Genomic DNA, 18,401 nt, shown 5'->3' with positions numbered 1-18,401 from the left:
TTCTCCTGGGTAATAACCTTTTTATTTCCATGGTTATTACATCAGGCTGAAAGCCATCAGGCCTTGCGTCGCATCAAACGGCCGGCCCGGCCGCCGGCGGCGTGTTCAGGGGCGCGCCGCCACGCCGCTTGCCGCGGCGGGTTCCGCCCGCCGCGCCTGTACCGCGATCCATTGCGCCAGGAAGGCCGCTGCCGCGAACGCCACGCCGGCGCCCACCCAGGGCCCCTGGCGCAGGCCGGCGTCCAGCAGCAGGCCGAAAGCCAGCGGCCCCAGGGCCGAGCCCACGTCCATGCCGGAATAGACCAGGCCATAGACGGATCCGGTAGCGCCCTTGGGCGTGACGCGGCGGATCAGCATGTCGCGGGACGGCGCCGCCACGCCTGAGCAGAAGCCGGCCAGGGCGACCACCGGCGCGGCCAGCACGGCCGGCACGAGGCCCAGCGCCAGGACCACCAGGGTCAGGCCCGCCAGGATCAGCGCCACCATCACGGTGCGTTCCGTGCGCGGATTGGCCGACACCAGGAAGCCGCCCGCGGCCATGCCGACGGCGGAGGCCACCATATAGCCCGACAGCGCCGAGCTGGCGGCGACCTTGGACAAGTCGTACAACTGGCCGAGGAGCGGGATGGTGTAGTTCTGCACCGACGACAGGGCGATGGACGTGCAGGCGAAGAACAGGAAAGCGCCCCATAGAGCCGGCTTGGACAGCAGCGTCGCCAGGGTGGTCAGCACCCCTTCCTGCCGCTTGGCGGCCGGCTTGGCGGCGGTCTTGCCGACCTCGGAAGCGGCCAGGCCTTCCTGCGGCACCGGGCCGCCGAGCAAATCGCGCCCCAGCACGGTCAGCAACAGCACCAGCGCGACCAGCCCGGCCGCGCTGTATGCCGCCACCCGCCAGTCGGCCAGCAGCGTGATGGTCGTCATGAACACGGGCGTGAGCGCCCAGCCCAGGTTGCCCGTCAGCCCATGGGTGGAAAACGCATGCCCCAGGCGCGGCGCGGTAATGCGGTGATTGATGATGGAGTAATCGGCCGGATGAAAGACGGAATTGCCGATGCCGCCCACGACCGCCGCCGCGATCAGCATGACGTAGCCCGTGGCCGACCCGATCAGCAGCCCCGAGAGCACGAAGCAGGTCAGCCCGAACCACAGCACGGGCCGCGCGCCGATCCGGTCGACGATGAATCCCGAAGAGGCCTGCCCGATGCCGGACACCACGTAGAACGTGGAGACCAGCAACCCCAGGCGGGCAAAATCCAGGCCGAACTCGTTGCCCAGCGAGACATAGAGCGAGGGCAGGACCAGCTGAAAAAAGTGCGAGGAAGCATGCGCTACCCCGATCAGCAGGATGATTTTCCAGTCGCGCCGGCGGACGGCGGCGTCCATGGCCAGGGTATTCGCAGCGGTGTTCATTGCTAAAGGCCGCGGGCAGCGGCAAAGTGCGCGGCGCCGGCGGGCGGCGACGCGCGGGGTTGTCTCCGGCAACGTCCGGCGGAGCCGGGCGTTGGATTTCTGGCGACTGCGGCGCGAGCGCCGTGCCGGACTACGCCGGCGGATCGCTCTTCGAGTGTAACGGCGGCCGCCTGCGCGAGCCGGGCTGCCGCCGTATAAACCAATGCGTACGAACGGGGATGCCCCCGGGGCCTACAGGGCCTTTTCGCGGATGGCGGGCCAGGCGCGCTGCAGGTAATACAGCATCGACCACACCGTCAGCACCGCCGCGACGATAATGAGCACATCGCCCAGCAGCTTGGTGCTGACGCCGTAGACCGGTTGGTTGTACAGCAGGCACGGAATGGCGACCATCTGCGCGGCCGTCTTGAACTTACCCAGGCGGTGCACCGCCACGCTGGCGCTGGCGCCGATCTTGGCCATCCATTCGCGCAAGGCGGAAATCGTGATTTCCCGGCCGATGATGATCAGCGAAATGAAGGCATCGACGCGGCTGAGGTCCAGCAGGACGATCAGCGCGGCGCAAACCATCAGCTTGTCGGCCACGGGGTCCAGGAAGGCGCCGAAGGCGGACGTCTGGTTCCAGCGGCGGGCCAGCCAACCGTCGAACCAGTCGGTCAGGGCCGCAATGATGAAGGCCCAGGCAGCAAGGGTGTCGCGCGTAGGCACGGACATCCAGCTATCGGGCAGGTAGAACAGCCCGACCACCAGCGGAATCATGGCGATGCGCAGCCATGTCAGGATAATGGGTACGTTAATTGGCATAGTGTCCGTATGCTAACAGCAAGATGGGGTGCCCCCCCGAAGCGCCGGAGGCGCTTCCCCCCCAGGGGGGCGCCGCTGCGGACCGGCGGAGCCGGATCCGCGCGGCCTGGCTTGGTGACAGTGGTTGTGGGCGTAGAGGTTGCCTCGTAGGAGGGGTCGCAGGGAGGCTAGGGGGCGATCTTTACAGGAATGGGCGCCATTCTCTTTACCGCAGGGCTTCGTAGATACGGATCGCTAGCTCCTGGGAAATGCCGTCGACCGACGCCAGGTCCTCGATGCTGGCGGAGGCGACGCCGGAGAAGCCGCCGAAGCGGGCCAAGAGGCGCTGGCGGCGGCGGGCGCCCACGCCTTCGATTTCCTCTAGCCGCGACACGTTGCGCGCCTTGGCGCGGCGCGCCCGCATGCCCGTGATGGCGAAGCGGTGCGCCTCGTCGCGCACCTGGGCGATCAGCATCAGCGCGGCGGATTCGCCGCCCAGCGCGACGGGCGGCCGCTCGTCGGCGAAGACGAGGGTCTCCAGGCCGACCTTGCGCCCTTCCCCCTTGGCCACGCCCACCAGCGTCTGGACGTCCAGGCCCAGTTCCACGAACACTTTGCGCGCCACTTCCACCTGGCCCTTGCCGCCGTCGATCAGCACCAGGCCGGGCATAGGCGCCTCGCCATCGGCCACTTTCGCGAAACGGCGGGTCAGCACCTGTCGCATCGCGGCGTAGTCGTCGCCCGGCGTGATGCCGGCGATGTTGTAGCGGCGGTAGAGCGAGGGCTGCATGTCGTGGTGCTCGAACACCACGCAGGACGCCTGCGTCGCCTCACCGGCGGTGTGGCTAATGTCGAAGCACTCGATGCGCAGCGCATCCAGGGCCGTTTCGTCCGTATCCAGTTCCAGCGCTTCGGCCAGCGCCAGGGTGCGGGCCGCGCGGGCCCCGGATTCGGTCAGCGCGCGCGCCAGGGCCATCTCGGCGTTCTTGCCTGCCTGCTCCAGCCATGCCCGGCGCGTGCCTTGCGGGCGCGTCAGCACCCGTGATGGCCGTCCGCCGGCCTGCTCCACCAGCAGGTCGATCAGCCCGGCATCCGGCAACGCGTGCGAACAGACCAGCACGGGCGGCAAGGCGTTATCGGTGTAGTGCTGGGCCACGAAGGCCTCCAGCACCTGCGCCGCCGCTTCGCCCTCGGCGTGCGAGGGGAAGAAAGGCTTGTCGCCCAGATGGCGGCCGCCCCGCACCATCGCGAGGTTCACGCAGACCTTCCCGCCGGCGATCGCCACCGCGATGATGTCGGTGTCCTCGCCGCTGACGTTCTCCATGGTCTGCTGGTGCAGCACGCGCGCCAGCGATCCCATCTGGTCGCGCAACGCCGCGGCTTCCTCGAAGCGCAGTTCGCTCGAGGCCTGCAGCATCCGGTGCTCGATTTCGCCCATCACTTCCTTCGCTTCCCCGTTCAGGAAGCGCACGGCGCGCTGCACGTCGCGTTCGTATTCCCCGGCCTCGATGGCGCCCACGCACGGCGCCGAGCAGCGGCCGATCTGATGCAGCAGACAGGGCCGCGAGCGGTTGGCGAAAACCGTGTCTTCACAGGTACGCAGGCGGAACACCTTCTGCAGGATCTGGATGGTTTCGCGCACGGCCCAGGCATTGGGGAACGGGCCGAAATACTGGCCGCGCTTGTTGGTGGCGCCGCGGTAGTAGGCGATGCGCGGCCAGGCATGGCCGGTGATCAGCAGGTAGGGATAGGACTTGTCGTCGCGGAACAGAATGTTGTAGCGCGGCTTCAGGCTCTTGATGAGGTTGTTTTCCAGGATCAGCGCTTCGGCCTCGGAGCGCGTCACCGTCACCTCCAGCCGTGCCACCTTCGCCACCATCTGGGCGATGCGGGGGCTGGCCAGGTTCTTCTGGAAATACGACGAGACGCGCTTCTTCAGGTCGCGCGCCTTGCCGACATACATGACCTCCCCGGCCGCATCCAGGTGCCGGTAGACGCCCGGCAGATGCGGCAGGTCAGCCAGGAACGATTTGAGATTGAAGTCGTCGGGCATTCTGATAACGGGTTTCGGCCTGCAAGGTATCCCAGTCCGGCGCGTCGAAGCGCGGCATCAGGCGGCGGATCCGGGCCACGGATTCGGGCGGATGCTCGAATTCCAGGCGCGACAGCAGGTCGTCGGCCAGGTCAGGCCGGTTGCACACCAGCACCATATCGCATCCGGCGCCCAACGCGGCCTTGGCGCGGGCCAGGATATCGCCGGCCACCGCAGCCCCTTCCATCGTCAGGTCGTCCGAGAACACCACCCCGTCATAGCCCAGGCGCTGGCGCAGGATGTCCCGCACCCAGCGCTTCGAAAAGCCGGCCGGATGCTTGTCGACCTTGGGGTAGATCACGTGCGCGGGCATCACGGACGGCAGGACGGCGTCGCCCAGCCACGCGTACGGCGCTCCGTCTTCCTCCAGAATGCGTTCCAGCGGACGCTCGTCCACGGGAATCTCGTGGTGCGAATCCGCCTCCACGAAGCCGTGGCCCGGGAAGTGCTTGCCGCAAGCCGACATGCCGGCGAGCTGCAGGCCCTGGATGAGCGCGCGCGACAGCATGGCGACCACGCGGGGATCGCGGTGGAAAGCGCGGTTGCCGATGACCTTGCTGACGCCGTAGTCCAGATCCAGCACGGGCGTGAAGCTCATGTCCACGCCGCAGGCCCGCAGTTCGGCCGCCAGCACGTACCCGGCCTCGGTCGCCAGGCGCATCGCCAGGAGCGGATCGCGTTCCCACAGCGTACCCAGTTCGCGCATCGCGGGCAGCGGGGTGAAGCCGTCTTCGCGGAAGCGCTGCACGCGGCCGCCTTCGTGGTCCACCAGGATCAGCAGCGGCTCCTTGCGGGCCTTGTGGATCTGGCGCGTCAGCTCGGTGAGTTGTTTGCGGCTTTCGAAGTTGCGGGCGAACAGAATCACGCCGCCCACGAGCGGATGGCGCAGGCGCTTTTTCTCTTCCTTAGTCAGCGTGTATCCCGCCACATCGACCATCACGGGGCCCGGCGGCAGGGCCGCCCTGGATTTCTTCTTGGCCATGTCAGGCTTTCCTTCTATCTAAGTCTGGCAAGCCGCCGGCGGACACTGGGTTCAGGGCCCGCGGCTCAGGGCTTGCGTTCGACCACCACGTAGGCGGCGGCCATGTCGGATTCGTCGGTAATGGAAACGTGGGCCGCGCCGAAGCGCTGGGAATACCAGTCCAGCAGTTCGGGCGCGATCACCAGCACGGGCCGTCCGCCAGGCGCGTTCAGCGTCTGCACGCGCCGCCATGTCATGGGCATGCGCATGCCCAGCCCGATCGCCTTCGAGAACGCCTCTTTGGCGGCGAAGCGCGTGGCCAGGAAACGCAGGCCGCGGGCCGGATCGCGGGCGCGGCGGGCCTGGAACTTCTGCAATTCTTCCACGCCCAGGATCTTTTCCGCGAAGCGGTCACCGTGGCGCGCCAGCGCGCGTTCGATCCGGTCGATGCGCAGCAGGTCCATGCCGATGCCGGCGATGACCCCTGCGGGCGTGGCGGCGCGGGGAGTATCAGACATGGGCGCGGGCGCTCGGCAAACGGTGGTAACGGGTCAAGGAGCCGGCGGTCACAGCCCGCGCAGCGCCTGCAGGCGGGCCTGCACCATCAGCGCCTTCATGTCGCGCACGGCCTTTTCCCAGCCGTCGAACACCGCCTGCGCCACGATGGCATGGCCGATATTGAGTTCGGAAATGCCGTCCAGCGCGGCCACCGGCGTGACGTTGCCGTAATGGAGGCCGTGGCCGGCATTCACGCGCAGGCCATGGCGCAGCCCTTCGGCCACCGCCGCGCGCAGGCGCTGCAGCTCGGCCTCGGCGGCCTCGCCTTCGGCTTCGGCATAGGCGCCCGTGTGCAGTTCGATCACCGGCGCGCCGGCCTTGGCCGCGGCCGCGATCTGCGCCGGGTCCGGATCGATGAAGAGCGACACGCGGATGCCGGCTTCCGCCAGCAGGGCCACCGCGTCCGACACCGGGCCCATGGCGCCCGCCACTTCGAGGCCGCCTTCGGTCGTGAGCTCGGTGCGCTTTTCGGGCACCAGGCAGACGTCGCTGGGCTTGACCGCGCAGGCGATCTCCAGCATTTCCGGCGTGACCGCGCATTCGAGGTTCATGCGGGTGCGCAGCTGCGGGCGGATGGCGTAGACGTCCGCGTCCTGGATGTGGCGCCGGTCTTCGCGCAGATGCAGCGTGATCAGGTCGGCGCCGGCGTCTTCCGCGCGCAGCGCGGCGGCGACCGGGTCCGGGTAGGCCGTGTGGCGTTGTTGCCGCAGCGTGGCAACGTGATCGATATTTACACCAAGTTCTATCATTGCACTTTCGTTGTAGCTTCCCAGCCGCCGCCCAGGGCCTTGTATAGTTCCACGCGGTTGATCAGCGCCGCAAGGCCCGTCTGGACCAGCGCGAGCTGGGCATTGAAAAAGTCCACCTGCGCGGTCTGCACCTGCAAGTAGCTGTCGATTCCATTGGTATAACGCAGATTCGACAGCTCCAGGGTGCGCGCCGACGCATCCTGCAGCGCGCGCTGGGCGTCAAGTTGCGCCCCATAGGTGGCTTCGCCCGCCAGCGCGTCCGACACTTCCCGGAACGCCTGCTGGATGGATTGCTCGTACTGCGCCACGGCGATATTGTCGCGCGCTTTCGCCAGGTTCAGCCCTTCGCGGATGCTGCCGCCCGCGAACAGCGGCGTCGTGATCGAGGGCGAAAAGCTCCAGTAGCCCTGGCCGCCCTTGAACAGGTCGCCCAACGAGGGGCTGGCCACGCCCAGCAGGCCGGTCAGCGAAATCGTCGGGAAGAACGCCGCGCGCGCCGCGCCGATGTTGGCGTTGGCGGACTTCAGCTGGTTTTCCGCGGCCAGGATGTCCGGGCGGCGCTCCAGCAGGTCGGACGGCAGTCCCGCCGGCACGGTGGCCAGCAGCTGGTCGCGGCCGAACGTGGCTGGCGCGGGCAGGTCTTGCGGCAACGGAGTGCCAACCAGCAGCACCAGGGCGTTCATGGCCTGGGCCTGGGCGCGGGCCAGTTGCGCCAGATCGGCCGAAGCCGAATCCAGCAGCGACTTGGACTGGTTCAGGTCCAGTTCGGAGGCCACGCCGCCATCGAAACGGCGCTTGACCAGGTCATAGGACTCTTGGCGCGAGGCCAGGGTGCGCTGCGTCAGGTCCAGCTGGACCTCGGCGGCGCGCAAGTTGAAATACGACTGGGCGACCGCGCCCACCAGCGTGATGTGCACGCTTTTCTGCGCCTGCTCCGTCGAGAGGTACTGCTGGTACGCCGCCTCGGACAGGCTGCGCAAGCGGCCGAACAGGTCGATCTCGAAGGTGGTCAGGCCGATGCCGGCCTGATAGGAGCTGCTGATGGAGCCCGCCCCCGGCGACCGCATGTTGGCGGGCAGGTGCTGGCGCTGGCCCTGAATGCCGGCGCCGATGCTGGGCCATTGCGCGCCGCGCTGGATGCCGTACTGGGCGCGCGCCTCTTCCACGCGCTGCACCGCCACGCGCAGGTCGCGGTTGTTGACGAGCGACAGTTCGATCAGGCTCTGCAGGCGCGGATCACGGAAGAACTCGCGCCAGCCCAGATCGGCCGCGGGCGTGCCGTCCTGCGGCATGACGCCGGCGGACGGCTGCGTGCCCAGCGACGTCGGCTTGGCATAACCGCCGTACTGCACCTTGGGCTGGTCGGGCCACGCACCCGAGACGGGCGCGTCGGGACGCTTGTAATCGGGCGCCAGCGAGCAGCCGGCCAACGCCACCGCCACAAAAGCGGACAAGGCGGTCTGTTTGAACTTCAGGGCTTTCATTCCTTGCCCTCCTGGCCACCGTTGGGTTGTGCGGGGTGCTGCGCGGCTTCCGGCGCCGTTTCGCCGGCGGCCTTCTTGGCGGCCTGCTCTTCCTCGAAGGCGCGCAGTTCGGCGCCCAGCAGGCGGGGCCGCGTCTTGAACAGGCCCAGCACGACGACGAAGAAGGTCGGCACGAAAATCACCGCGAACGGCGTGGCGGCCAGCATGCCGCCCAACACGCCCAGGCCCACCGCCTTCTGGCTGGCGGCGCCCGCGCCGGTTGCCATTGCCAGCGGGACCACGCCCAGGATGAACGCCAGCGAGGTCATCAGGATCGGACGGAACCGCAGCCTCGCGGCCTCCACCGCGGACTCGAACAAGCCCATGCCGCGGGCGTACTGGTCCTTGGCGAATTCCACGATCAGGATGGCGTTCTTGGCCGCCAGGCCGATCACGGTCACCATGCCCACCTGGAAGTACACGTCGTTGGACATGCCCAGCGCACTGATCAGCGCCACGGCGCCCAGCATGCCCAGCGGCACCACCAGCATCACCGAGATCGGGATCGCCCAGCTTTCATACAGGGCGGCCAGCACCAGGAACACAACCAGCAGCGACAGGCCCATCAGGATGGGAGCCTGATTGCCGGCCTGGCGTTCCTGGTAGGAAAGGCCGTTCCATTCGTAGCCGAAGCCTTGGGGCAGCTGCCCGACCAGACGTTCCATTTCAGCCATGGCCTCGCCGGTGGTGTAGCCCGCCGCCGCGTCGCCGCTGATGCGCATGGACTCGTAGCTGTTGTAGCGCACCACCTGCACCGGGCCCTGCTTCCACTCGGCCTTCACGAAGGTGGACAGCGGCACCATGCCGCCCTGGCCGTTGCGCGCGTTCAGCTGCAGCACGTCGCTGAGCTGCATGCGGTACGGCGCGTCGGCCTGCACCCAGATATTCTGCATCCGGCCCAGGTTGGGGAACTTGCTCAGGTAAGCCGAGCCGACCGCCGTGGAGATCAGCGAGGCGGCCTCGTTGAAGTCCACGCCCAGCGCCGCGGCCTTGTCGCGATCGATGGTCAGGCTGAGCTGCGCGCCCTGGCCGAGGCCGGTGATCCGCACCTGCGACAGCACGGGGCTCTTCATGGCCATGCCCATCAGCTCGGCGGTGGCCGACGCCAGCGCCTCGGAACCGGCCGACCCGCGATCCTGCAGGCGGAAGTCGAAACCGGTGGCGTTGCCCAGCGAGGAGATGGCGGGCGGCACCAAGGTGAACACCTGCGCGTCGTGGATGCCCATCAGCTGCTTCTCGAAGGCGTTGAACGCGATCGCCCCCGCGGAATCCTTGCGCTCCTTGCGTTCGCTGAAATCCTTCAGCGTGACGAACGCGATGGCGGCGTTCAGGCCGTTGCCGTTGAAGCTATAGCCCTGCACGGCAATCACGTTCTCGACCGCCGACACGCCCGAGAAGTACTTCTCGACCTGTTCGATGACGTCGACGGTGCGGTTCGCCGTGGCGCCCGTGGGCAGTTCGATGTTGCTGACCACGTAGCCCTGGTCTTCCTCGGGCAGGAACGACGAAGGCAGGCGCAGGTACAGCCAGCCCAGCAGCAGGACCAGCAGCAGGAACACCAGCATCATGCGGCCGCCCTTGTGCAGGATGCGCGACACCCAGTTCTGGTAACCGTGGGTGGTGGCGTCGAACTTGCGGTTGAGCCAGCCGAAGAAGCCCTTCTTCTCGTCGTGATGCCCCTTGGGCACCGGCTTGAGGATGGTGGCGCACAGCGCCGGCGTGAAGGTCAACGCCAGCAGGGCCGAGAAGAAGATCGACACGGCCATGGCCACGGAGAACTGGCGGTAGATCACGCCCACCGAACCGCTCATGAAGGCCAGCGGCAGGAACACGGTCACCAGCACCAGCGTAATACCGATGATGGCGCCGCTGATCTGCGGCATGGCCTTCTTGGTGGCTTCCTTGGGCGGCAACCCTTCGGTCGCCATGATCCGCTCGACGTTCTCGACCACCACGATGGCGTCGTCCACCAGGATCCCGATGGCCAGCACCATGGCGAACATGGTCAGCACGTTGATGGAGAAGCCGAGCGCCAGCATCACCGCGAACGCCCCCAGCATGGCCACCGGCACCACCAGCGCCGGGATCAGGGTGTACCGGACGTTCTGCAGGAACAGATACATCACCAGGAACACCAGGATCATGGCCTCGACCAGGGTATGGACCACCTGTTCGATGGACACCTTCACGTAGGGCGCGGTGTCGTACGGAATGGAGTAGGTGATGTTGCCCGGGAAGTACTTGGACAGCTCCTCCATCTGCTGGCGCACGCCCTGCGCGGTCGCCAGCGCGTTCGCGTCCGGCGACAGCACGATGGCGAAGGCCGCCGTCGGCTTGCCGTTCAGGCGGGCGCCGAACTGGTAGTTGTCCGCGCCGACTTCGATGCGAGCGACGTCGCGCAGCAGCACCTTGGAGCCGTCGGTATTGGCGCGCAGGACGATCTGGCCGAAGCCCTCGACCGTGCTCAGCTGGCCGTTGGCCGTGACCGTGGCGGTGATGCGCTGCGAATCCGGGTTGGGCGGCGCGCCGATGCTGCCGCCGGAAATCACCACGTTCTGGTTGGCGATCGCCTGGTTGACCTGCGACATACTCAGGTTGAAGCCCACCAGCTTGGCTGGGTCCACCCAGACGCGCATGGCGCGCGGCGCGGCGAACAGCTGGAACTGGCCCACGCCGGGCACGCGCGACACCGGGTTCTTGATATTGCGGGTGATGTAGTCGGCCAGCGCGGTCTGGTCTAGCGAACCGTCGGTGGACGACACCGCCGCCACCATCAGGAAGCCGGTACTGGTCTGCTCGTATTGCAGGCCCTGCTGCTGCACGGCGGTGGGCAACTGCGCGACCACGTTGGACACGCGGTTCTGCACGTCCACCTGCGCCAGGTCGGGATTGGTGCCGGGCGCGAACGTGGCGGTGATGGTCGAGGTGCCGTAGGAATCGCTGACCGACTCGTAGTAGATCAGGCCCTTCGCGCCGTTGAGCTGGTCTTCGATGATACTGGTGACCTGCTCGGCCACTTCGTTGGCCGAAGCGCCCGGATACGTGGCCGTGATCGTGATGGCGGGCGGCGCCACGTCCGGGTACTGCGAAATCGGCATGTTCGGGATGGCCAGAACCCCGGCCAGCAAGATGAACAGGGCGACTACCCAGGCAAAAATCGGTCTATCAATGAAAAATTGCGGCATGTGGGCTGACTCTGAAAGCGATGCTCACGAAAGAGGAACGCGGCGCAAGCGCCGCGTGCCGCTTAAGATTTCTGGCCTGCGGCCTTGTCTTGTTGCGCAGGCTCGGCCGGTTTGGCGCCGGGCTGCGGGGCGGGTTCCGCCGGCTTGGCGCCCGGTTGCGCCGGGGGCTGGGCGCCTGGCGCTGCCGCCCCGCCCTTGTTCCCTTTGTTCCACTCGCTGACCTGCACCGGCGCGCCGGGGCGGATCTTCTGGAAGCCTTCCACGACGACCACATCGCCGGCCTTCAGGCCGCTGGTGACGACCCATTCGTTCTTGATGGCTCCGCCGGTGGTCACGGGCAGCTGTTCGATCTTGTTGTCCTTGACCAGCATCAGGCTCTGCATGCCGTCGGCGGTGCGCTGCAGCGCCTGCTGAGGCACCATCAGGGCCTTGTCGTCCACGCCCTGCTCCAGGCGCACCCGCACATACATGCCGGGCAAGAGGATGCCATCGGGGTTGGGCACTTCGGCGCGCAGGTTCACCTGGCCGGTGGACGGATCCACGGTGATGCCCGTGAACAGCAGCTTGCCGGGCTGGCCGTATTCGGTGCCGTCTTCGAGGACGATGGTGGCACGCGCCGTATCCTTGCCGATCTGCTGCAGCTGGCCGCTGGCGAACGCGCGGCGCAACGACGCCAGCTCCGCCGTGGACTGGGTGAAGTCCACGTAGATCGGGTCCAGTTGCTGCACGATGGCCATCTGCGTGGCGGACGTGGCTTCGACCAGCGCGCCCTCGGTGACCAGCGGCTTGCCGATGCGACCCGTGATGGGCGAGGTGACGTCGGTGTAGCCGAGGTTGATCGCGGCGTTGTCCTGGGCGGCCTTGGCGGCGGCGACCGCGGCATCCGCCTGGCGGTACGAGGCCACGGCGTTGTCGTATTCCTGCTTGCTGACGGCGTTGGCCTTGACCAGCGGGGCATAGCGGTCGGCCAGCAGCTTGGCGCTGAACAGATTGGCCTGCGCCTGCTTGAGCTGCGCCGTCGCCTGATCGTAGGCGGCCTTGTAGGGCGCCGGATCGATCTTGAAGAGCAGCTGGTTTTCCTTGACGTCGCCGCCCTGCTCGAAGGTGATCTTCTGGACGATGCCGGTGACCCGCGAACGGATCTGGGCATCCCGGACGGCGTCGACGCGGCCGGGCAGTTCTGAAACGATGGGCGCGCGCTGCGGCTGGATCGTGACGACGCTGACCTGGGGCATGCCTGGGTTCATTTGCGGCTTTTCACCGCAACCCGCCAATATCAGCGCGAGGACTCCACCGGAAAAAGCCAGCCCTGAAACACGTTTAGGCGAAAACCCCATTGAAACCCCCGCGTAGCGTTGTAAACCGTAGTCGCGTCAAGCAATCGCAGTATTTAACCGCGACTTTTGCCCGCGATCAAAATAAAAGCATGCGTCATCAAGGCACGTGAATAGCCCGTTAATGTAACTCAGTTATTGGGGAAATCACTGACTTTTGCGGCGCGAAACCGCACACCAAGGCGGATTTTGTGCACGGAATCGACAGTCGGCGGGCCTCAGGTGTGCGTGCCGTTGCGATGGATATCGTGCGTCACGAAGCAGCTGTCCTCTGTGGGACGGGTCAGGATGCCCGGCTTCGCGAGGGTGTGGCGGATGTCGGCCAGCCCCGACTCCCAGTGCTCGCGCATGGCTTCGGTGCCGAACTCGTAGTCCTTGGAATAGCGCTCCCGGTGCTTGGACTCGTAGATGAGGTTGATGATGTTGGTGGCGGGCGTGTGCGACAGCCTGCGGATGTCCGCAAGCTCCGCCGCGTTGCGCTCGGCTTCCGGCAGGCGCTCCAGGAGGCGCTGCAGGCCGTGACGCAATTTGAGCACGCGCCGCAACTGATCGGTAACCAGACGGGTCCTACTGGAGTACTGGATGTCCTTCTGCCGCTCGGCCACCTCTTCCAGGGAGGTCGGCAAGCCGCCGCGCGCGGGCCACAGGTCCACCTGGAACGCGAGGGTATCGCGCATGTTGTCCGTGGTCAGCACCTGCGCCAGCGGCGTATTGGACACGACGCCGCCGTCCCAGTAGTGCTCGCCGCCGATCTCGACGGACGGAAAACCCGGCGGCAAGGCGCCCGAGGCCATGATGTGCTCGGGCTCCAGCTTGTGCTTCAGGCTGTCGAAATACGCGAAGTTGCCGCTGCGCACGTTCACGACGCCGAAACTGGCGCGGATGGCCCCGCTGTTGAGCAGGTCGAAATCCACGAACTGCCGCAAGGTCGCGATCAGGGGCGTGGTGTCGTAGAAGCTGGTGGAGGCCGCCCCCCTGCCGTGCACCAGGTACGGCGGCGGAAAACGCGGCTTGAAGAAACCCGGTTGCCCGGCAAACAAGGCCTGCAGCGCCGAGACCTGGCCGTTCATGACCGGCGAACCGAAGCCGAAGGGCAGGCCCGCGAACATGTCCGCCACGGTCTCGCCCCAGGGCATGGAGGCGAACGCCGCCGGCCGGCAGATGCTCTCCCAGAAGCCGCGCAGCCGCTCGACGCGCTCATCCTCGGGCGAGCCCGCGATGATGGCGGCGTTGATCGACCCGATGGAAATGCCCGAAATCCAGTTGGGCCGGATGCCCGCTTCGTGCAGGCCCTGGTAGACCCCCGCCTGGTAGGCCCCGAGAGCGCCGCCGCCCTGCAGCACCAGGGCGACGACTTCGTAGGGCGGCGTATCGCCGGTGTCCCGGGGTGGCGATGGAGCCTTGCGGCGAGCGCTCATGCGGTGTTCCTTCTGGTGTAGGCAGGCCTACGGTTTGCTCTTGTCCGGCAATTGCGGCGCGGCGACGCCCGCCCGGAACGGGTATTTGGCGAAGATCTGGGCGACAACCTTGTCCGCGCTTTCCGCGCTGCCCGCGATGTCCGTATTCTGGACCTCTCCCACCGCCACGCCTTCCCACACCAGCTGCTTGCGGCGCGCGTCGACGAGGTCGATGTTCAGGGTGCCCTCGGTGTATTGATAGACGTCGTCGCCCCAGCCGTAGCCGGGCCAGCCGCCATAGAAGCCGGCGCGGTAGCCGTAGTATGGCCCCATCGGCGCCGCGGGAGTGACCTGCACCTTCTGCTGCAGCTTGGCGCCGAAATTGACCAGCAGATCGGGGTTGGAGGCGCTGTAGACGTAGCCGCGCATCTCCATCTGGCCGCGCGTGGCGGTTTTCAGCCGCTCGGTGAGCAGGGTGCTGTAGCCTGCCCTGTCGGTGCCCAGGGGCGACATGAACCCGAAGCTCCGGTACTGGGCGAAGTCCGCCTGGTGGTCGTAGTCGCTCTTCACCGTGGGACCCGACGCGCACGCCGCCAACAACCCCGTCATGGATCCCGCCGCCAGCAATTTCAACGCTTTCATGTTGTTTTCTCCGAGAGCCCAAGGCGTGAATATAGTGCCGCGAAGCCAGCGAAATATCAACAGAATCTCATTCTCATCGATAGGGGCCCGCCGCCGCCGCGTCCCTCCAGTACACTCGCCCCGTGTCCCATACCCTGCCCTGACGACAGGCCCAATACCGATGTTGGAACTCGACGGCTCGATTTGGTTTCGCTCCGGCGCCCAGAACTGGGGCGGAAGAAACCGCATAGACCTGCTGGCGCAGATCGACGCCACCGGCTCGATCACGAACGCCGCGCGCGCCGTGGGCATGAGCTACAAGGGAGCCTGGGACGCCATCGACGCCATGAACAACCTGGCCGGCGAGCCGCTCGTGATCCGGGCGGCCGGCGGCAAGGGCGGCGGCGGCACGCAGCTGACCGACCGCGCCCGCCGTCTCATCGCGACCTTCCGCGCGCTCGAAGCGGAGCACCGCAAGTTCATGGAAAACCTGACCCGCGCCGGCGTGGACGCCAGCGGCGATATCGACCTGATGAAGCGCTTCATGCTCAAAACCAGCGCACGCAACAAACTCCTGGGCACCGTCATCCGCATCCGCGAAGGGGCCGTCAACGACGAGATCGTGCTGCGCATAGCGGGCGGCCAGACCCTCACGGCCACCATCACGCGCGAAAGCACCCAGGAGCTGGGGCTGGCCGTGGGCAAGGAGGCGATCGCGCTGGTCAAGGCTTCGTCGGTCATCGTCGGCGCGCCCGGGCCGGGCCTGCGCCTGTCGGCGCGCAACCAGCTGCCGGGCAAGATCACCGCCCTGCGCCCGGGCGCCGTGAACAGCGAGATCCTGATCGGCCTGGAAGGCGGCATTACGCTGGCGGCCATCGTGACCAACGACAGCGCGAACGACCTGGGCCTGGACGTCGGCGCCGACGCCGTGGCGATCTTCAAAGCCTCCAGCGTGATCCTGGGCGTGCTGGACTAGCCGTTCACGCCAGCGCGGCCCCTACAGGGCCAAGATCCGCAGCCGCTAAACGCCTACGTCCGAGTCGTAACGCCGCACCCTGCCCTCGCGCACCTCGAACACCTCGTCGGCCAGCGCGTCCACGTCGGCCGGGTCGTGCGTGATCAGCAGCATCGGCACGTCCAGCTGCCGCTGCAGCGCATTGAGCTCCAGCCGCATCCTGCCCCGCAACTGCGCGTCCAGCGCCGAGAACGGCTCGTCCAGCAACAGGATGTCGGGCTGCAGCATGAGCGCGCGCGCCAGGGCCACCCGCTGCTTCTGCCCGCCCGAGATCTCGCTCGGATAGCTGCCCACGATGGACCGCAGCTCGAAGGCGTCCACCCAGCGCTGCGCCTGGGGCCCGACTTCGCGCCGGGGCGGATTGCGCCAGCCGCGGCGCAGGCCGAAAGCGATGTTCTGCGCCACGGTCAGGTGGGGGAACAAGGCATAGTCCTGGAACAGGTAGGCGACGCGGCGCGACTGCGCCGGCAGGCAGACGCCCGTCTCGGCGTCGTACAGCACGCGGCCATTGATCTCGATGCGGCCCGAATCCGGACGCAGCAGCCCGGCCACCGCGCGCAAGGTCAGGCTCTTGCCCGCGCCGGACGGCCCGAACAGCGCGATGCGCTTGGCCGACGATTCGAAGGCGACATCCAGCGCGAAGCGCTGATCGCCCGACACCATCCGCTTGCGGACCTGGATGCTGACGCTCATCGCCGCCCTCCGTCCCGCCGGCCGCCGATGGGCACCAGCCTGCCGGCCAGCAGCAGGACCACGACGCAGGTCGCGGACGTCACCAGCACCAGCATGTTGGCCGTGGCGTCGTCGCCCGCCTGCACGGCCTCGTAGATGGCCACCGACAAGGTCTGGGTGCGCCCGGGCAGGTTGCCGGCGATCATCAGCGTGGCGCCGAATTCGCCCAGCGCCCGCGCGAAGGCGAGCAGCACGCCGGCGGCGATGCCGCGCGCGGCCAGGGGCAGGGTCACGCGGAAGAACACCCCCGCCTCGCACACGCCCAGCACGCGCGCCGCGTTCTCCAGCTGGCCGTCGACGTTCTCGAAGGCGGCGCGGGCGGACTTGAACACGAGCGGAAACGCCACCACGGAGGCCGCGATCACCGCCCCCTGCCAGGTGAAGACCAGTTCGATCCCCCAGCCGGCCAGCGTCTCGCCGATGATGCCGCGGCGGCCCAGCAGCACCAGCAGGTAGTACCCGAGCACGGTCGGCGGCAGCACCAGCGGCAGCGTCAGGATGGCGTCCAGCAGGTCGCGGCCGGGCCAGCGCCAGCGCGACAGCGCATAGGCCGCGCCCGTACCCGACACCGTCGCCAACAACGTCGCCCAACCCGCCACTTTCAGGGAAAGCAGCAGCGGGACCCAGACCGGATCACTCATCAATGCCTACGATTCAACAGGACTCAGGGCTTCTGGAAGCCGTACCGCGACAGTATCGCCTGACCGTCGGGCGACAACACATAGGCGACGAAACTTTCGGCTTCCTTGGCGGCCGCCTCGCGCGTGGTCACGGCGATGGGATAGGTGACCGGCGTCTGCGACGGCACGCGCACGGCCACGTTGACCTTGCCGGCCATGATGGCCGCGTCGGTGGCGAACACAAAGCCCGCGTCCACCTCGCCGCGCGCCACGTAGTCCAGGCTCTGGCGCACGTTCTGGGCCAGCACGCTCTTGGCCTGCACGGCGTCCCAGAGGCCGGCGGCCTCCAGCGCGCCTTGCGTGTAGCGCCCCACCGGCACCGAGGCCGGATTGCCGTAGGCGATGCGCTTGACGTCATCGCGGGTCAGGTCCTTCAGGGACGTGATGCCGGCCTTGCTGTCCGCCGGCACGATCAGCACGACCTGGTTGGCGGCGAAGTCCACGCGGGAGGCGGGCTTGACGGCCTTTTCCTCGACGGCCTTGTCCATGGCCTTCTGGTCGGCCGACGCAAAGACGTCTGCGGGCGCGCCCTTGACGATCTGCTGCAGCAGCACGTCCGAGGCGCCGAAATTCAGGATCACCTTGGTGCCGGGGTGCGTTTTCTCGTAGCCCTGCGCCACTTCCTTGAAGGCGTTGGTCAGGCTGGCGGCGGCGGACACCACCAGGTCGCCGGCGTGGGCGCTGGCGCCCCAGGCGGCGGCCAAAGCCATGGAAAGCGCCACGATCTGGCGTTTGCGGAACATGTTTTTCTCCCTGCGGAATCGCTGTGTTGGCAACGAAATATATCCAGGTATATAACGCTCGTCAATGCAGTTTGGCCGGGGAGATTGCGCCAGATCAAGAAGAAGCGTCGGCGGCCCTCAGCCGCGCGCCACCGTGGTGACGTGCACCGATTCCGGCGCCAATTGCGCCTGCAGATGCGCCAGCGCGAGTTCCGGCCGGGCCGTGCCGCACATGAAGATATCCAGGGCCGCGAAGCGGTGCTCGGGCCAGGAATGGATGCTGATGTGGGATTCGCTCAGCATGACGACGCCGGTGACGCCGGCGCCAGCGCCGAAATGGTGGAAATGGGCACTCAGCACGCGCGCGCCGGCAGCCTGCGCCGCCTCGATCAACTGGCGTTCCAGCGCCTGCGGATCCGTCAGGCGGCTGGCCTGCACGCCACGGAAGTCGGCCAGCACGTGGCGGCCGGGTGTTGCGTGCAGCGTCACTTGTGGGATCCGCCCGAGGACCAGCCCGAACTGCCGGAACTGCCGCCCCAGCTGCCGCCGCTTCCGCTGCTGTAGCCGGTCGAACTTGCGCTCGTCGCGGTCAGCACGACCACCACTGCATAGATGGCATACAGGATCTTGCCCATCTCG

At 67.3% G+C, this 18,401-nt stretch carries 17 protein-coding genes; 1 reads left to right on the top strand and 16 read right to left on the bottom strand.

What is annotated here, in order from left to right; genetic code table 11:
* Nucleotides 1-105 precede the first annotated feature (105 nt).
* The 11 genes from AGI3411_RS19390 to AGI3411_RS19340 all read right to left on the bottom strand — a co-directional run bounded on the left by AGI3411_RS19390 (nucleotide 106) and on the right by AGI3411_RS19340 (nucleotide 14,634).
* Entirely contained in the window at nucleotides 106-1,410 is a 1,305-nt protein-coding gene (locus AGI3411_RS19390) for an MFS transporter (protein WP_129528967.1), read from the bottom strand.
* Nucleotides 1,411-1,641: 231 nt separating this feature from the next.
* Entirely contained in the window at nucleotides 1,642-2,214 is a 573-nt protein-coding gene (gene pgsA, locus AGI3411_RS19385) for a CDP-diacylglycerol--glycerol-3-phosphate 3-phosphatidyltransferase (RefSeq protein WP_129528966.1), read from the bottom strand.
* Between the two features lie 205 nt (nucleotides 2,215-2,419).
* Complete coding sequence (gene uvrC, locus AGI3411_RS19380) at nucleotides 2,420-4,246, bottom strand: excinuclease ABC subunit UvrC (protein WP_129528965.1); 1,827 nt, start codon at nucleotides 4,244-4,246, stop codon at nucleotides 2,420-2,422.
* Nucleotides 4,209-5,267, bottom strand: a complete 1,059-nt coding sequence (nagZ, locus tag AGI3411_RS19375; RefSeq protein ID WP_129528964.1) for a beta-N-acetylhexosaminidase — start codon at nucleotides 5,265-5,267, stop codon at nucleotides 4,209-4,211. Before nagZ ends, uvrC begins: the two co-directional genes overlap by 38 nt.
* 65 nt (nucleotides 5,268-5,332) lie before the next feature.
* On the bottom strand, nucleotides 5,333-5,764 hold the full coding sequence (gene acpS / locus AGI3411_RS19370; RefSeq protein WP_129528963.1) for a holo-ACP synthase: 432 nt from the start codon (nucleotides 5,762-5,764) through the stop codon (nucleotides 5,333-5,335).
* A 48-nt stretch (nucleotides 5,765-5,812) separates the two neighbouring features.
* The gene (gene pdxJ / locus AGI3411_RS19365; protein WP_129528962.1) at nucleotides 5,813-6,553 is read right to left on the bottom strand and encodes a pyridoxine 5'-phosphate synthase; all 741 of its coding nucleotides are present in this window, start codon (nucleotides 6,551-6,553) and stop codon (nucleotides 5,813-5,815) included.
* Nucleotides 6,550-8,037 carry an efflux transporter outer membrane subunit gene (locus AGI3411_RS19360; RefSeq protein WP_129528961.1) on the bottom strand — a complete coding sequence of 496 codons (1,488 nt, stop codon included), beginning with the start codon at nucleotides 8,035-8,037 and terminating at the stop codon, nucleotides 6,550-6,552. The genes pdxJ and AGI3411_RS19360 overlap by 4 nt, the downstream gene beginning before the upstream one ends.
* Nucleotides 8,034-11,261: an efflux RND transporter permease subunit gene (locus AGI3411_RS19355; protein WP_129528960.1), complete on the bottom strand. Its 3,228-nt coding sequence runs from the start codon at nucleotides 11,259-11,261 to the stop codon at nucleotides 8,034-8,036. The genes AGI3411_RS19360 and AGI3411_RS19355 overlap by 4 nt, the downstream gene beginning before the upstream one ends.
* 62 nt (nucleotides 11,262-11,323) lie before the next feature.
* Nucleotides 11,324-12,598 (bottom strand): efflux RND transporter periplasmic adaptor subunit, encoded by a 1,275-nt coding sequence (locus tag AGI3411_RS19350; RefSeq protein ID WP_129528959.1) that lies wholly within the window; start codon nucleotides 12,596-12,598, stop codon nucleotides 11,324-11,326.
* A 215-nt stretch (nucleotides 12,599-12,813) separates the two neighbouring features.
* Entirely contained in the window at nucleotides 12,814-14,013 is a 1,200-nt protein-coding gene (locus tag AGI3411_RS19345; protein ID WP_129528958.1) for a DUF3734 domain-containing protein, read from the bottom strand.
* Between the two features lie 27 nt (nucleotides 14,014-14,040).
* Complete coding sequence (locus AGI3411_RS19340) at nucleotides 14,041-14,634, bottom strand: DUF4136 domain-containing protein (protein ID WP_129528957.1); 594 nt, start codon at nucleotides 14,632-14,634, stop codon at nucleotides 14,041-14,043.
* A 160-nt stretch (nucleotides 14,635-14,794) separates the two neighbouring features.
* Between AGI3411_RS19340 and AGI3411_RS19335 the strand changes: the two genes are divergently transcribed.
* Nucleotides 14,795-15,589, top strand: coding sequence for a TOBE domain-containing protein (locus tag AGI3411_RS19335; RefSeq protein ID WP_129528956.1), 795 nt, complete (start codon nucleotides 14,795-14,797; stop codon nucleotides 15,587-15,589).
* Between the two features lie 45 nt (nucleotides 15,590-15,634).
* On the opposite strand, the gene AGI3411_RS19330 is transcribed toward AGI3411_RS19335, so the two are convergent.
* The 5 genes from AGI3411_RS19330 to AGI3411_RS30160 form a co-directional block, all read right to left on the bottom strand.
* Nucleotides 15,635-16,321, bottom strand: a complete 687-nt coding sequence (locus AGI3411_RS19330) for an ATP-binding cassette domain-containing protein (RefSeq protein WP_129528955.1) — start codon at nucleotides 16,319-16,321, stop codon at nucleotides 15,635-15,637.
* Complete coding sequence (gene modB, locus AGI3411_RS19325) at nucleotides 16,318-17,001, bottom strand: molybdate ABC transporter permease subunit (protein WP_129528954.1); 684 nt, start codon at nucleotides 16,999-17,001, stop codon at nucleotides 16,318-16,320. Before modB ends, AGI3411_RS19330 begins: the two co-directional genes overlap by 4 nt.
* Before the next feature lie 23 nt (nucleotides 17,002-17,024).
* Nucleotides 17,025-17,783 carry a molybdate ABC transporter substrate-binding protein gene (modA, locus tag AGI3411_RS19320; protein ID WP_129528953.1) on the bottom strand — a complete coding sequence of 253 codons (759 nt, stop codon included), beginning with the start codon at nucleotides 17,781-17,783 and terminating at the stop codon, nucleotides 17,025-17,027.
* Nucleotides 17,784-17,900: 117 nt separating this feature from the next.
* On the bottom strand, nucleotides 17,901-18,251 hold the full coding sequence (gene speD / locus AGI3411_RS19315) for an adenosylmethionine decarboxylase (RefSeq protein ID WP_129528952.1): 351 nt from the start codon (nucleotides 18,249-18,251) through the stop codon (nucleotides 17,901-17,903).
* On the bottom strand, nucleotides 18,248-18,397 hold the full coding sequence (locus tag AGI3411_RS30160) for a hypothetical protein (RefSeq protein ID WP_165359216.1): 150 nt from the start codon (nucleotides 18,395-18,397) through the stop codon (nucleotides 18,248-18,250). The genes speD and AGI3411_RS30160 overlap by 4 nt, the downstream gene beginning before the upstream one ends.
* Nucleotides 18,398-18,401 lie beyond the last annotated feature (4 nt).

Source organism: Achromobacter agilis (genome assembly GCF_900496965.1).
GTDB classification, from domain to species: domain Bacteria; phylum Pseudomonadota; class Gammaproteobacteria; order Burkholderiales; family Burkholderiaceae_B; genus Achromobacter; species Achromobacter agilis.
The sequence above is the reverse complement of the archived record's forward strand: the minus strand, read 5'-3'. Positions and strand labels throughout refer to the sequence as shown.

Excerpts from the sequence above, each read along its gene's own strand:
- AGI3411_RS19390 (WP_129528967.1), bottom strand. The coding sequence starts at position 1,410 with ATGAACACCGCTGCGAATACCCTGGCCATGGACGCCGCCGTCCGCCGG.
- pgsA (WP_129528966.1), bottom strand. The coding sequence starts at position 2,214 with ATGCCAATTAACGTACCCATTATCCTGACATGGCTGCGCATCGCCATG.
- uvrC (WP_129528965.1), bottom strand. The coding sequence starts at position 4,246 with ATGCCCGACGACTTCAATCTCAAATCGTTCCTGGCTGACCTGCCGCAT.
- nagZ (WP_129528964.1), bottom strand. The coding sequence starts at position 5,267 with ATGGCCAAGAAGAAATCCAGGGCGGCCCTGCCGCCGGGCCCCGTGATG.
- acpS (WP_129528963.1), bottom strand. The coding sequence starts at position 5,764 with ATGTCTGATACTCCCCGCGCCGCCACGCCCGCAGGGGTCATCGCCGGC.
- pdxJ (WP_129528962.1), bottom strand. The coding sequence starts at position 6,553 with ATGATAGAACTTGGTGTAAATATCGATCACGTTGCCACGCTGCGGCAA.
- AGI3411_RS19360 (WP_129528961.1), bottom strand. The coding sequence starts at position 8,037 with ATGAAAGCCCTGAAGTTCAAACAGACCGCCTTGTCCGCTTTTGTGGCG.
- AGI3411_RS19355 (WP_129528960.1), bottom strand. The coding sequence starts at position 11,261 with ATGCCGCAATTTTTCATTGATAGACCGATTTTTGCCTGGGTAGTCGCC.
- AGI3411_RS19350 (WP_129528959.1), bottom strand. The coding sequence starts at position 12,598 with ATGGGGTTTTCGCCTAAACGTGTTTCAGGGCTGGCTTTTTCCGGTGGA.
- AGI3411_RS19345 (WP_129528958.1), bottom strand. The coding sequence starts at position 14,013 with ATGAGCGCTCGCCGCAAGGCTCCATCGCCACCCCGGGACACCGGCGAT.
- AGI3411_RS19340 (WP_129528957.1), bottom strand. The coding sequence starts at position 14,634 with ATGAAAGCGTTGAAATTGCTGGCGGCGGGATCCATGACGGGGTTGTTG.
- AGI3411_RS19335 (WP_129528956.1), top strand. The coding sequence starts at position 14,795 with ATGTTGGAACTCGACGGCTCGATTTGGTTTCGCTCCGGCGCCCAGAAC.
- AGI3411_RS19330 (WP_129528955.1), bottom strand. The coding sequence starts at position 16,321 with ATGAGCGTCAGCATCCAGGTCCGCAAGCGGATGGTGTCGGGCGATCAG.
- modB (WP_129528954.1), bottom strand. The coding sequence starts at position 17,001 with ATGAGTGATCCGGTCTGGGTCCCGCTGCTGCTTTCCCTGAAAGTGGCG.
- modA (WP_129528953.1), bottom strand. The coding sequence starts at position 17,783 with ATGTTCCGCAAACGCCAGATCGTGGCGCTTTCCATGGCTTTGGCCGCC.
- AGI3411_RS30160 (WP_165359216.1), bottom strand. The coding sequence starts at position 18,397 with ATGGGCAAGATCCTGTATGCCATCTATGCAGTGGTGGTCGTGCTGACC.